Annotated in this window: 13 protein-coding genes; 2 read left to right on the forward strand and 11 right to left on the reverse strand. The window is 55.4% G+C overall.

What is annotated here, in order from left to right:
* The coding region (locus B3527_RS03780; RefSeq protein WP_290479237.1) for a hypothetical protein at nucleotides 1–242 on the forward strand (242 nt) is incomplete at its 5' end.
* Between the two features lie 239 nt (nucleotides 243–481).
* On the opposite strand, the gene B3527_RS03785 is transcribed toward B3527_RS03780, so the two are convergent.
* From B3527_RS03785 to B3527_RS03835, 11 genes are all read right to left on the reverse strand, one after another.
* On the reverse strand, nucleotides 482–1,081 hold the full coding sequence (locus B3527_RS03785; RefSeq protein ID WP_290479238.1) for a mobile mystery protein B: 600 nt from the start codon (nucleotides 1,079–1,081) through the stop codon (nucleotides 482–484).
* Nucleotides 1,081–1,533, reverse strand: coding sequence for a mobile mystery protein A (locus B3527_RS03790; RefSeq protein WP_112062124.1), 453 nt, complete (start codon nucleotides 1,531–1,533; stop codon nucleotides 1,081–1,083). The genes B3527_RS03785 and B3527_RS03790 overlap by 1 nt, the downstream gene beginning before the upstream one ends.
* Before the next feature lie 280 nt (nucleotides 1,534–1,813).
* On the reverse strand, nucleotides 1,814–2,590 hold the full coding sequence (locus tag B3527_RS03795) for a glutaredoxin (protein ID WP_290479239.1): 777 nt from the start codon (nucleotides 2,588–2,590) through the stop codon (nucleotides 1,814–1,816).
* A gap of 232 nt (nucleotides 2,591–2,822) precedes the next feature.
* Nucleotides 2,823–3,548 (reverse strand): PepSY-associated TM helix domain-containing protein, encoded by a 726-nt coding sequence (locus B3527_RS03800; protein ID WP_290479240.1) that lies wholly within the window; start codon nucleotides 3,546–3,548, stop codon nucleotides 2,823–2,825.
* A 50-nt stretch (nucleotides 3,549–3,598) separates the two neighbouring features.
* Nucleotides 3,599–4,057, reverse strand: coding sequence for a copper-binding protein (locus B3527_RS03805; RefSeq protein WP_241764181.1), 459 nt, complete (start codon nucleotides 4,055–4,057; stop codon nucleotides 3,599–3,601).
* Entirely contained in the window at nucleotides 4,057–7,272 is a 3,216-nt protein-coding gene (locus tag B3527_RS03810; RefSeq protein WP_290479241.1) for an efflux RND transporter permease subunit, read from the reverse strand. The genes B3527_RS03805 and B3527_RS03810 overlap by 1 nt, the downstream gene beginning before the upstream one ends.
* Before the next feature lie 9 nt (nucleotides 7,273–7,281).
* Nucleotides 7,282–9,129 (reverse strand): efflux RND transporter periplasmic adaptor subunit, encoded by a 1,848-nt coding sequence (locus B3527_RS03815; protein WP_290479242.1) that lies wholly within the window; start codon nucleotides 9,127–9,129, stop codon nucleotides 7,282–7,284.
* Entirely contained in the window at nucleotides 9,126–10,364 is a 1,239-nt protein-coding gene (locus B3527_RS03820; RefSeq protein ID WP_290479243.1) for a TolC family protein, read from the reverse strand. Before B3527_RS03820 ends, B3527_RS03815 begins: the two co-directional genes overlap by 4 nt.
* Before the next feature lie 85 nt (nucleotides 10,365–10,449).
* Complete coding sequence (locus B3527_RS03825; protein WP_290479244.1) at nucleotides 10,450–10,842, reverse strand: hypothetical protein; 393 nt, start codon at nucleotides 10,840–10,842, stop codon at nucleotides 10,450–10,452.
* A gap of 114 nt (nucleotides 10,843–10,956) precedes the next feature.
* On the reverse strand, nucleotides 10,957–11,232 hold the full coding sequence (locus B3527_RS03830; protein ID WP_035551703.1) for a metal-sensitive transcriptional regulator: 276 nt from the start codon (nucleotides 11,230–11,232) through the stop codon (nucleotides 10,957–10,959).
* 69 nt (nucleotides 11,233–11,301) lie between these two features.
* A complete protein-coding gene (locus B3527_RS03835; protein WP_290481997.1) occupies nucleotides 11,302–12,216 on the reverse strand; it encodes a LysR substrate-binding domain-containing protein in 915 nt (304 codons plus the stop codon).
* A 147-nt stretch (nucleotides 12,217–12,363) separates the two neighbouring features.
* Here B3527_RS03835 and B3527_RS03840 point away from each other — a divergent pair, with 147 nt between their 5' ends.
* Nucleotides 12,364–13,401, forward strand: a complete 1,038-nt coding sequence (locus B3527_RS03840; protein WP_290479246.1) for an amino acid ABC transporter substrate-binding protein — start codon at nucleotides 12,364–12,366, stop codon at nucleotides 13,399–13,401.
* The last annotated feature ends 89 nt before the right edge of the window (nucleotides 13,402–13,490 follow it).

Raw genomic sequence — 13,490 nt, forward strand, 5'->3', positions numbered from 1 at the left:
CCACTTTTCAGGAAGCAGACCAAGAGAATCAGGAGATGATGTTGCTCACCAAACGGCCATCACCAATGGGGAAGCGCATGTTCAACGGTATGGGCTCGAGTCGTACGTTGAGTGGGCTGGCGGTGAAGAGAATGCACGCGCCGTCATGGGAGATGAGCGTTTTGAAGAATTGGTTCGCGTCGAAGCAGAAAAAGCTGAAGAAGATCGGAGGCTTAGGTCTGCGAGATGATTCAGTTAAGTGAGTGGCCCGAATACGATAAATACTCCGACGAGACCTAGAACAAAAGCAATAAGTAAGTGCTTCAGAGAAGCTTGTACCTCACCGTAATTCTCGCCTTCCGAAGCCCGCTCAAAGTCTCCAGGACGCGCGGAACTAGTGAACGGATTTTGGAGTTCTGAGGGATCATAATCTGACATTGTTCTAAGGTACCTCATTTTAACCGTATCGTCGACCGCAGCAGGGTTTCAACGCGACTACGACTTACGATCGTGCAAAGGCAATCAATGGTTCATAATCATTGCCGTCTGCCGCTCGCAGCGCTGAGACATATCGCTTGCGAAGGTCGCCAATGTCGTGGATGACGCCGTCATCTCTATTACTGCCCCAAGAGAAGGGCGGTGCGCCAAGACGACGGATGAGGAGGTCCGCCATCATGCGCGCATGGCGTCCGTTTCCATTCGGAAAAGGATGTACAAAGACTAAGCGGTGGTGCAGGCGCACCGCAAGTTCGTCAGGCTCATAAGTCTCGTTTGCGACCCAGAATGCTGCATCATCAAAGAGTTGCGCGGTCTCAGTGCCAATTCTGTATGGCGCAATACCGATGTTTCGCTCCGTCGTGCGATAGTGACCTGCCCAATCCCAAACTTGTCCAAACATCTGTCGGTGAAGCGCGATCGAAAAGGCAACGGTCAATATGTTGGCCCTTCGACTGCGAAAAGCCCATGCCGCTCCGGCATCGATATTGTCTTGTTCCGCAGCGTTTAGATCAGCTCGGGTGGTAATCCATGTCAGCTTTAGCCCATCCCGCTCGGCGGGCGCTAAGGGTGTTGCATCATGGGGTTCCTGGAACAAGTCACTCATCACTCGTCCCAAAGGTCTCGATCGCGCAACGACTGCTCGATAAAGCGATTGATGCGCTCTTCAAGCTCATCTGGGACCGCCTGGTCTTCAAGTCCCATCGAATGGGCAATCCCGCCGAGTTCTCGAAGCGCGATCATCCTCGCGCGATCTTGGACGATTTCTTCCAATGGTTTTCGGGGTACCAAGGCATAAACCAGTTCGCAATCGAGCGCTGCTGCCGCCTTTTGCAACGTCTCCAGGCGGATCGTGGCCGCCGCTTCAGATTGTTCAAGCGCAACAACGCTTGGTGGCTTCATCCCTAGCTTTGCAGCAAGCTGTGCACCAGACATGCCGAGTGCGTCTCGGATCGCGCGTATCCAACCTTTCGGCGGAACAGTAAAACGATCCGTTGGACGCATCGGTGACAGGCGTCCATCAAGTGCGTCGCGCGCGCGTGTAAGGTGTTTTTTCATAGGCTGCAGTCTATCAAGGTCAATGGAAAAGATAGACTATAGCCTAATAGTTATCATTCAATCAATAGGCTGCAGTCTAATTAATTTTCGACTTAATTAGGTTGCAGCCTATCTGTTTTGACGCTTTCATTGGTGCCCTAAGGCCATCAGTCGACTCTCATCCTGCACCCGTGTCAAAGCGTAGGAAGGCCGACTGCTGGGAAAACTGGCTTATCTCCTATAATCCTACGCCGTGATCTGTGCGAACAGACCGCTCTTAAGTCTCTGGCAATCGCCGTGGTTAGAGCGCGAATGCCTTTGCACCCATCCAGACGGCCATGGCCACCATCATCAAATTTTCGGTCAAGGACACAAAGCCAAGCGGTACGTTGCTGTCGCCGCCGACGCAGGCGCATTTCAAGTCGCGTTTGTCTATATAGACCGCTTTATAGACTGAAACGGCACCGATAAGACCGATGAACAGAGCGGTTGGTGCTGCGATCCAGGTCAACGCACCTGCGATCATTAAGATGCCCGCGCCCGTTTCAGCGAACGGATAGACGTATGCATATCGCACGTAACGTTGGGCCAAGAGGTCGTAACCGAGAAATTGGCTTGAGAAGCTTGATAGGTCGCGCAGTTTCTGAACACCCAGAATACACATGCTGACAGCAATAAAGAGCTCAATGGCGCGTATGCTGAGCAGTGTTCCAGATGAGGCCCAGCTAATTGCAAGCGCCATCAATGCCGCAACGGCGAAGATCGCGATAATTGGCGTGTAAGTTAACTGACCAGCCTTTTTAACTGGCTTTCCGAAATGAGCTTTCAAATCGTCGTAGCCACCGATCCGCTCCCCGCCGATGAACGTTTGCGGTGTTGTTTGAACATCATGCTTCGCTTTGAATGCGTCTGTTTCATCCCGGTTTTTCAGGTGATGGTCCTGTACCGCATAACCCTTGCGCTCCAGCAAGGCTTTAGCCTTCAATCCGTAGGGACAGACATGATCTTCAGTCACCATACGAAAGAGTTGTGCAGACTTTTGCCCGGTATCGTTGCCTGGCTTTGCTAGGCTGTTCATATCATATCTCCGGTAACCTATACCCTGTATGGGTATATAGTCTTGCTCCATGACACGTCAATGGAGTCTTCGCCTGGATCAGGCAGGAACCGGATGTCACCTCAGGTGTTTGCTATAGAGTTCAGCACGATGTCAGGGGGTTAGTTCCATACCAGCCTGTTGGGAATTTGGTGCGAACTTGATGCAACCAATGGAACCGCCCTGTCAGAGGAGGCCGTCTAAGCGCGTCCGATCATGGCGAAGACTTACGCTGCCGGCTCCAGGCGAGTAATGAACGTCGCATTTTGATAATCAGCAGAATGAGCCCCGAGAGAGCTACAAACATCGCGGCGCCCGCAGCTGTGATCAGAAGAGGATGATTGAAATCATCTCCGTCGTCATAGTCCATGATATGAAGCTTCCAAAAGAAGTCGTAGAAGCGCCAGGTAGAAGAGCGGCGCGCGCGAACCTCTGCACGTGCCGGATCAACATATAGAGTGGTACTGTCACGGTCGGCAAATACGACTTGCCAAACTGGGCCCGGTCTACCGTATTCCGATGGCGGGTCGGTCAGAAGGGTTACGTCGCTAAGTGTTGCATTTCCAGAATAATCCGCCTGAGCGATTTGAGTTGCCAACAACTCGCTCGCCGGTGAAAGAACAGCGCCGGTCCTGGCGTCAACTGTGAAGGAAATACCGTCCGGGCTTTTCAGATGCCAAACCGGCTCACCCAGCACAGTTCCTGTTGAAGCTTCGGCGACTTGATTAATCTGAGCGGCCTGCGCTGCCTTCTGCAGAGTTATAATATCAGCAGGTGAAACGCTCGTCGCTGTTTGCGTCGCAATTTTATGTTCACCCCGGACCTGCTCGATTGGGATGACGCTCATGACGACGCCTCCGGCGACCCAGAGCACGATCTGCAGGCCGACAATCAGCGCCACCCATTTGTGAATACGCACTGCCCATCTCAGAACCGCCATGTCCAACCCTCCCGTAAGGGCGGCGCTTTCACGGGCGCCGCCCAGTCGTGTTACTCGTGACCGGAATGGTCCATCATGCCTGCGAGACATTCATCGCCCGCCGCGCCGGTGTCACAGATTGCGGTGATCCTGTAAGAGCCGTCACGGCCTTTCTTGACCATAAAGCTGACGGTGTCGCCGTCTTCGAATCCGGAAAGGTCGACATCACCCGCGATGTCGAACCCCATCGTCATGGCGCCCATGCCGATGCCATCAATCGGGCCATGATCGATCGTCAAAAAGTCGCCCTGGGCACCAACGGATTTGATGACGCCGGTGGCGTGACCAGTATCGCTCGATCCCATGTCGTGGTCGGAATGATCCATCATCTCGCCGTCGGCCATCTCCATCTCCATTGGGGGCTCTGTTTGGGAAGCTGTATCGGATGCGGGTGCGTCATTGTCGGTTTGACCGCATGCGGCGAGGGTCAGCGCTGCGGCGCTAACTGTAAGTAAGGTATAGAGTTTCATTAGGCTTGGTCTCCTTCAGGTAAGACGGGAATGGCGCGCGATTCTTTGGAAGCGTTTCCGGCGCGCGCGGAAAGGCTGCGTCCGACCCAGATATAGTAGACCGCAGGGATCACGATCAGAGTCAGCAAAAGGGTAGAGGTCATGCCGCCCAGCATGGGCAAAGCGATCCGCCGCATCACGTCGGACCCCAGTCCCTCGGTAATGAAGATCGGCGCAAGACCGGCAAAAATAGTGGTCACCGTCATCAGTTTTGGCCGCACGCGCATGGCAGCGCCTGCGCTGACCGCATCGAATAGCTCTGCCCTTGTCTTCGGCTGCGTTTCACGCACCTGAGCATCAATGTAGAGGAGCATGACCACAGCTGTTTCGACGGCGATGCCGCCAAGTGCGATGAAGCCAACAGCAACGGCCACTGACAGATTGTAACCTGCGAGCCACACAGCCCAGAGCCCTCCAATCAGGCCGAACGGGAGTGACAGCATGATGATGGCGGTGCGATCAAGCCGTCCAAAGTGCAGCATGAGCAGAAGGAAGATGAGTGCAATCGCGGCCGGAATGGCGACGCGAAGGCGCGCTCCTGCCTCCTGCATTTGTTCATATTGCCCAGAAAACGATACCGCATAACCGGGCGGGAGATCGACACTGTCTGCGACGGTTCTTTGCGCCTCAGAGACATACCCCCCGATATCGCGGCCTGCAATATCGACAAAAACCCAGCCCGTTAGACGCGCATTCTCAGAACGGATCATGGGAGGTCCCTCCGTAAAGGTAATGCTCGCAAGCTCGCCGAGTGGAATGTGTGCGCCGGTAGGGGTTGGAACGAGGATATCTTCCAGGTCTTCGCTGGATTCGCGGAACGGGCGATCATATCGGAGCATGATGTCATACCGCTCCCGGCCCTCGACGCTTTCGGCGAGGCGCATGCCGCCAAGCGCCGTTTGCACAACAGATTGGAAAACGCCCATATCGATATTGCGCCGTGCGAGTTCGCCGCGATCGGGCATGATTTCAAGATACTTGCCGCCAAGAACCCGGTCGGCGAACGCAGATCGCGTGCCCGGAACGTCGGCAATGGCCGTTTCGATATCGCGCGCGATCCGCTCGATTTCGACAAGATTGTCACCGGTCACTTTTACGCCAATGGGGGTCCGCACGCCGGTCGAGACCATGTCCATTCGGATCTTGATCGGATACCCCCAGGAATTCACCAAACCCGGCATTTGCAGTTTTGAATTTAGCTCTTCAATGATCCGATCAGCGGTCATGCCGGAACGCCATTGATCCTTGGGTTTAAGCTTGATCCAGGTCTCAATCATTGTCAGCGGGGCCGGGTCGGTGGCTGTGTCGGCGCGGCCCGCTTTCCCGAACACACGCTCCACTTCTGGCACGGTCATCATTACCCGGTTCGTCTGTCCGAGGATTTCGCGCATCTTGGTGGACGATACCCCAGGCAGCGTCGTTGGCATGTATAGCAGTTCGCCTTCATAAAGCGCTGGCATGAATTCCGAGCCGAGACGTTGGATCGGAACAATGACACTTGCGGTGAGGGCGAGCGCTAATGCAATCGTGATCCATTTGAAGCGAAGCGCGGCGTGAATAATCGGTTTGTAAATCCAAACAAAAAAGGCGTTGACCGGATTCTCCTGTTCGCGGCGCATTCGCCCGCGCATCAGATAAAGCATCAAAACGGGCACCAGCGTAACGGACAGGATCGCGGCGAACGCCATCGCATAGGTCTTGGTGAAGGCCAGGGGGGAAAACAGCCGGAAGCTCTCACCGGTTAGCGCGAAGACGGGCAAGAAAGACACTGTGATAATCAAGAGCGAGAAGAAGATCCCAGGGCCGACTTCCTGGGCCGCTGCGATCACTGTTTGGCGATGCAATTTGGCATCTGGCTTTTCATCGAGTTCTGAGAGTTTACGGCTCGCATTCTCAACCAGGACAATAGACGCATCCACCATCGCACCAATCGCAATCGCAATGCCGCCAAGGGACATGATGTTTGCGGTCACGCCCTGAAAGGACATGATCAGGAATGCGCCCAGAACACCGAGTGGCAAAGTGATGATCGCCACAAAAGACGAGCGCACATGCAGGAGAAAAATGAGGATGACGAGCGCAACCGCGATCCCTTCTTCAATCAATTTGTGCTGAAGATATTCCACCGCCCCTTCAATCAGGGGCGCGCGGTCATAAACCGTGACGATCTCTACCCCGTCCGGGAGGCCGCGCTGAAGGTCTGCAAGTTTTGCTTTTACGCGTTCGATAACCTGCAACGCATTCTCGCCGTCTCGCATGATGACGATACCGGCAACTGTTTCGCCTTCGCCGTTTAGCTCGACAATGCCGCGCCGGAGCGCCGGGCCTTCTATGATGCGCGCCACGTCAGACAAAAGAACAGGCGTTCCATCGAGCGCGTAAACAACGACATTTCCGAGATCGGCCTTGTCATCGATATAGCCCGATGAGCGAATAACAAACTCGCTTTCGCCTTGTTCCAGAACGCGTCCGCCGACTTCGCTGGAAGCGGCTTTGACCGCCTCGCTGATACGGCGGAGCGGCACATCGTAGGCGCGCAGCCGGTTGGGGTCGATCAGGACCTGATATTCCCGTACAAATCCGCCAACCGAGGCAACCTCGGATACACCCTCAACCCCTGCCAGCTCCAGTTTCAGGAACCAGTCCTGCAAGGATCTCAGCTGCGCCAGATCGGTGCCACCGGTCTTGTCGACCAGTGCGTATTGATAGACCCAGCCAACGCCCGTGGCGTCCGGACCAATTTGCGGCACGGCGCCTGGCGGAAGCTCTGAGCCAAGCCGCGAAAGCGCTTCGACGACCCGTGAGCGGGCCCAATACAGATCCACATCATCTTCGAAAATGACATAGACAAAGCTGGTGCCAAACATGGATGCGCCGCGCACATCCTTTGTTTTTGGAAGACCGAGCATGTTGGTCGAGAGTGGGTAGGTGACCAGGTCTTCAACGATTTGCGGGCTTTGGCCTGGAAAGTCTGTTCGGATAATAATTTGGGTATCGGTTAAATCAGGGACCGCGTCGAGCGGCGTGCGATCAAGCGCCAGCCAGCCAGATATGGCCAGCGCAGCGGCCAGTGTCAGCACGATCAGCTGATTTGAAATCGACCAAGAAATGAGCTTCGCGATCCCAGATTTGGAGGGATCACGTCCGGCGAGGTTGTCACTGTGGGGGTCTGACATGGCGTGCTCCTACTGATGACCAGAATGCGGATCGATAGCGCCGCGCTCGGTGTCGGACGCCTCAATCCCCGCCATGGGGTCGGGCCAATCAACGGTCTCGGCAGCGCCGCTTCCGTACGGATTGCGGGCCGGGCCGCCTTCCTGCACCCAGAGGCGACCTGTGTCGGTCTCGCGGTAAAGCACCAGGCCAGCTGTTTGATAGTGGACGGGCGCGCCCTCCAGCAACCAGGGTTCAAGCGCCGTCATCAAGTCTGCCAGCGTTGCGGCCAGCGCATCGCCTTCACGGGCGGCTTTCGCGCCCCGCAGAGCTGTTTCTGCCGGCTCCAGAATGCCGACCAGCTTGGTGTCGGCAAATCGTGTACGCAACGTTTCGCCCAGCCCGAGGGCCGGATCCACGAAGTAGGGATCGATCTTGTAGCGATCGGTCAGCGCTTCGTGAAAATAGAGCGCCATGTCAGTAAAGTGGTCGATCTCTGCAAGCGTGGTGGCATCCACCGGAAGCTGCGAGAGCGGCGTGTCCGGTCCGGCGGCAAAAGCGGGCGGCGCTTGAAGTTTGGAAAATCCTTCACGCAAATTGACTTCGCTATCGAGCATGAACTGTCCGCTGGCGACGACTTGTTCCCCTGGAACCAATCCCGACAGAATTTCGGTGAGGCCATTTGCTGAGACGCCGGTGCGTACGGCGCGCCCGGCAAACCTGCCATCGCCGAGGGCCATAATGACATGGGCTCCGCGGCTATCCCGCAGGATCGCTTCGGTCGGGACCGCCAGGCGCGTCTCGCCGCCAAGGTCGAACCGGATGTCAGCATAAGCGCCTGGGCGCAGATAGCCTTGTGAATTATCGATCTCGATACGGACATCGCCGGTTCGCGTTTGTGAGTTAATGGTTGGATAAATGTAATCCACCCGGCCCGTTGCCGCCGCATCAGGCGCGCTCGGAAAGTTGAGCGAGACAGGCATTCCGGTATCGATGAATGCCAAATCCTGCTCGGGAATGGACGCAATGACCCAGACATCAGCATAGGACTGAAGCTGCAGAATTGGCGTACCGGGCTTAACGTAATCGCCTTCGCGCACCTGAAGCTTATCGACTGTGCCGCCAGCTTCTGCATAGACAGGGACACGCTCAAGCACTTCGCGGGTTTCGGAAAGACGGCTAATCGCGGCATTCTGCATGCCGATCGATCGCAGACGCTGACGGACGGCAGCGATTCGGTTTTCATTTCCGATGGCTAGCGAGGCGACATAGTCTTTTTGGGCCGCGATCAGTTCTGGGCTGTAAACGCGGTAGAGCAAGGCGCCAGGGCGAACCGTATCGCCTTCAGCGCGAACGGTGAGATTTTCAATCCACCCTTCAAGACGGGACGCAGATACAGCTTCCAGCCGCTCATCTGCTTCCACGGTCCCAAACGCGCGCACGGTTTGTCCGAAGGAAGCTGTTTCCGCCACCGCCACCCGAACGCCCATTGTTTGGATCATTTCCGGGGCGACGATCACTGCCGATGAGGCTGGAGCTTCGGCGTAGACGGGAATGTAGTCCATACCCATCGAATCTTTTTTCGGGACTGGTGACGTATCCGGCTGTCCCATCGGATGCTTGTAATAGAGGATCTCTCGTTCTCCGGAGCTCGAAAGTCCAGAAGTGGGAACGAGATCCATGCCGCAAATTGGACATGAGCCGTCGGGGTCTGTTGAGATGTAATGGGGATGCATCGGGCAAGTATATTGCTGCGCCTGTCCGGGCTGGCTGTCGGCTTGCGCCATTGCGGTTTGGCTAATGGGAAGCGCCTGCTCGCCGCTGCAGGCGGAGAGCAGAAGACCGAGCGCGGATGCGCCAAGGAGAAGTGTGTGTTTCATCGGGTCACCAATAGAGCGTTCATCCGCGCGATCGCATTGTCGCGGCGGGATTGTTCAAGCGCGATCTGCGCGCGAAGGGCGATGGCGGCGATTTCGCCATCAATGATTGGAGAATAGTCGCCAATGCCGGACTCATATGTGGTCAGTTGCGCGGCGACCTGGTCGGCGATGGCGTCAATTTTCTGTTGGAAAACTGCAATACTCTCATCAGCCGCGCGACGCGTTGCATCGAAAGCGGCATATTGCGCAGAGGCCGTTCTTGCGGCGGCCATGTAGCGCGCGCGAGCCGCCTCTCGGTCGGCCTTTGCCGCGCGTAGCGCAGGAGCCTGCCGGCTTTCGGCCCAGAGCGGGATCGTGAATGTTACCGCCCCGGACACCCAATCGTCACCTGCAAAGGTCGACCCCGGTGCGCCGCTGCCTTGATCGCGTTGCTGATAAGTCAGCTGCGCACCCCAATTGGGCTTGTAGTCAGCTTCCGCCTGGTCAACGCCCGCGTCGGCGACATCGATCGCCTTGTCGGCGACGCGGACAAGGTGGAAGGCTTGAGCGTCTCCGTTCCAGTCCAGGACCGTGAGCGCCGGAGCAGGCGTTGCCGGGACCAAACCCACGAGGTCGATCAGCTGAGCGTCGACCTGGCTTAGCTGCCCCTCCAGCTCGGCCAAAGTTCGGGCAACCTCAGCCCTTTCGACATCAATCTCAGCCAGCCGAAAAACAACCGGTCGCCCAGAATCGATCTCTGTTTGGACGATCTCTTCGAGTTCCGCATATTTGGCATCACGTTCTTCCGCCAGGATACGTTGAGCTTCAATCCGCCGTTTCTCGATCAGCGCAATCTGCAATGCAGCGCGCAACTCAGCGAATCGCATATCTGTCGCGGCATCATTCTGGACGGCCCGGCGCAGAGCCTCTGCGGATCGGGCCTCTCGGCCCGCCCAGTTTGGAATCTGTTGGCGAATGCCGATCGCCTTATTTGTCGGCAAAAATGTATCGAAAGAGGGATCAAAGATTGGGAAATTATTGATCCCAAGCGAGACCACTGGGTCAGGCAGGCCTGTCGCGGCTTGGGCGCGTTCGCGCGCGGCATCTGAACCATAGCGCATGGCGTCCAGAGCAGGGTGATCAAATAGCCGCGCTTCAAGTTCGTCCATGCTTTGGGCGATGGCTGCGGGACCGAGTGTGGCCAGTAGAAGCGCAGTCAGCGCAGGCCGAAGGGAATAGATAGGGGGTTTATACATCCTGATCTCCAATCAAAGGAGGCGAGTGAACAACGAAAAAGCCGCACTCGGTCAGCGACCGTGCGGCAAGGCGTGTTCACGTCAATCAGATCAGGAGAATTTGCTTGAGTTCAACAAGTGTTGGTTTGGCGACAAGGTCCAATAGGGGCGGACCAGTTGTCAGAACGAGGCGCGGTGTGTCAAATCCCGAAAACCGAGCCGTGAGCATGGTCACCAGATCGGTGGTCTGGGCCCCGCTAAAAGGCGCGGGCTGAACGACTTCATCAGCGCTTGCAAGCGTGGTTTCGCAATCAAAACATCCCGTACAATCAGGGTCCGAAGGAGCGGCAGGCGTCTGATCGACCTGCATTCCAGCCATATGATCATGGCAGGTATCAGTGTCGGACATCGCCGCGCTGTCGTGATGAGCGCCGATTTCTACATGCGCGGCGTCATCATGGCCTGTCAGACAGCAGGCCATTGCCGGCGCACTGATCATTGCGATTATCGCAAAGACAGAGAGAAGGCGGGCAAATGGTATCATCGCGTTGCCTATACCCGAATTGTCTAAAGAAACAAATACCCCACACGGGCATGTGATCTGAAGGTGCTGCTATTTTCGACGTCCACCCAATACGGCGACCAGTTCTTCGACCTTTTCTCGCCTTGCCTTGAGGCTGTTGCCTTTCAATGCGCTCTCGACGCAGTTTTCCAGATGATCGTCCAGCATCACCGTCTCAAGACTGGTCAGCGCGGCCTTGATCGCCTGGACCTGACGGACAATGTCGACGCAATAGCGATCTTCATTGACCATTTTAGCAACGCCGCGAACCTGTCCTTCGATCCGGGAAAGGCGGCGTGTGACATTTGTGCGCGTATCTGGTTTCATTGAAAATACCTCTTGGGGGTATTATGACACAGTTTTCTAGCACATCAAAGGCTGATAGTGTTGAAGGTTCTACACATTGGTTTGCGAGCCAGCATATCGGACAGCTTCGTCTCTTTTGCTTTCAAGAATATCAAGGAAAGTTCGCGTTAATCGCGACACTGGCCGATGCTGAGGAAGAAAAAGATCGTAGTCAAATAAAATTTCGGGTTCAAACCTTCGGACAACGATGTTGCGTTCCAAAAAATCAATAGCTGTAATTGGGTTAATGATAGAAATCCCAATTCCTCTAAGCACTAGACCGCAGATCGTAGCCGCGTACTGGGTTTCGGCTACGACATTTCTAACGACGCCGAAGTCTTCAAAGAGTCGATCCGTTCTGGCGCGGGTTACATCTTCCATTCCAAGAGAGATGAAGTCTTCTCCTGATAGGTCTTCTGGTGAAATCACCAATTTCGAGCATAGTCGGTGATCTTCGGGTAAGACACATACACCTGGAATGCTCAAGAATGAACGTTTGATCACGCCGGGATAATCGCCAGGTCTCGCCAACCCAAGATCGAATTGTTGAGCCGCCACCCATTGGCGAACCGTGGACGAGCTTCGCGTCTGCAACTGGATCGTTACGGTTGGGTGTTCGGCTCTGAATGCTTCGATAACAGCGGGCATGAAGCCCATTGCTAGGGCAGGGAGACAGGCAATCCTCAAGTTGCCAGATCGGAAGCTTTTGATGTCATCTGCCGCTCGACGCAGAGCGTCCATGCCGGCGAAGGTTCGTTCGACTTCGCTGTAAAGCGACTCAGCTTCCGGCGTAGGAACCAGCGGGCTTCCTTTCGCGCGGATGAACAGGGAGAAGCCCACCGAGCGCTCTAGGTCTCCAATTAGGCGGCTCACGGCGGGTTGAGATAGATGAAGATAATCTGCAGCATTTGTGACTGATCCGGTCATCATAACTGCCCTAAAGGCGTCGAGTTGGCGAAGATTCATGTTGTCTCTATCATCCGCGGGGGTATCATATTTTCGCATACCCTAGTCACATTTCTCTATTTTACAATATGCCCCAATTCGTCGAGAAGAGATCTGGAATGCTTGGTCTTTGGCTGAAAGGCTGTTTGTCGATGAGGAGTGTTTCTTATGCTTTTGGGTTGCTTTAGAAGCGATCGTTTACTCCTCGGTTTAGTGATTGCTCTTTCCGTTGCTGCGTCGGCCTTAGCGCAGAGCGGCAAAACAACGGTCGATTTGGTGCGTGAACGCGGGGTGCTTCGGTGCGCAGTCCACACAGGGTTCGCAGGTATGTCGGCACCTGATAGCAACGGTCAGTGGAAGGGCTTGTTTGTCGACTATTGCCGAGCGTTGGCGGCGGTGATTCTCGAAGACCCGGATAAAGTTCGCTTCATACCAGTTTCTTCTCAGCAGCGTTTTACCGTTTTGCAAACGGGTGAAGTTGACGTGCTGTCGCGAACAACAAGTTGGACACTCTCGAGAGATTCGAGCCTTGGCCTGAATTTTACGGGTGTGCTTTTCTTCGATGGTCAGGGATTCTTGGTCCCTGCCTCCCTTGGCGTCCAATCAGTAAATGATCTCGATGGAGCTACAATCTGCATAAAGTCCGGCACGACCGCGGAGCTTAATACCGCTGAATATTTCGCCGCAGCCGGACTGAAATTTCGACCTGTCGTGTTTCAAGGTTCGGAGGAGGCCAAGCTGGCCTTTTTTTCAGGTCGCTGTGATGCGCTCACAACGGATGCGTCGGTACTAACAAGCGTGCGCATTGCCGATGCAGAAAGACCGGAGGACTATGTTGTTCTGCCAGAGCGGTTATCGAAGGAGCCGCTATCGCCAACGGTGAGAAGTGACGATGACCAGTGGTTTGATATAAACAAATGGCTCTTGACTGTGCTGATCGCTGCCGAAGAGCACGGCATCACTCAGTCAAACGTTGCTACGCTGAAGGATACCTCAGCCAACGCTGAAGTTCAGCGAATACTGGGGGTAAAACCTGGCATGGGACGGGCTCTGGGTCTCGACGATAATTGGGGATATCGAGCCATCGAAGCAGTTGGGAATTACGAAGAGCTATATGAGCGTCACATTGCACCACTGGGCATCGAGCGCGGTCAAAATCATCTATATACCGAGGGCGGGCTCATGTATCCGCTCCCGATACGCTAGTTGCGCCGATGAGACTGTCATCGGTTCTTAAGCGTTCTAGCGACCGGGTGGGGCTAGGCCAAGTGTCCGCAAGGGCGGCCCAAAACACA

This window comes from Hyphomonas sp. UBA4505 (assembly GCF_002388685.1).
GTDB lineage: Bacteria > Pseudomonadota > Alphaproteobacteria > Caulobacterales > Hyphomonadaceae > Hyphomonas.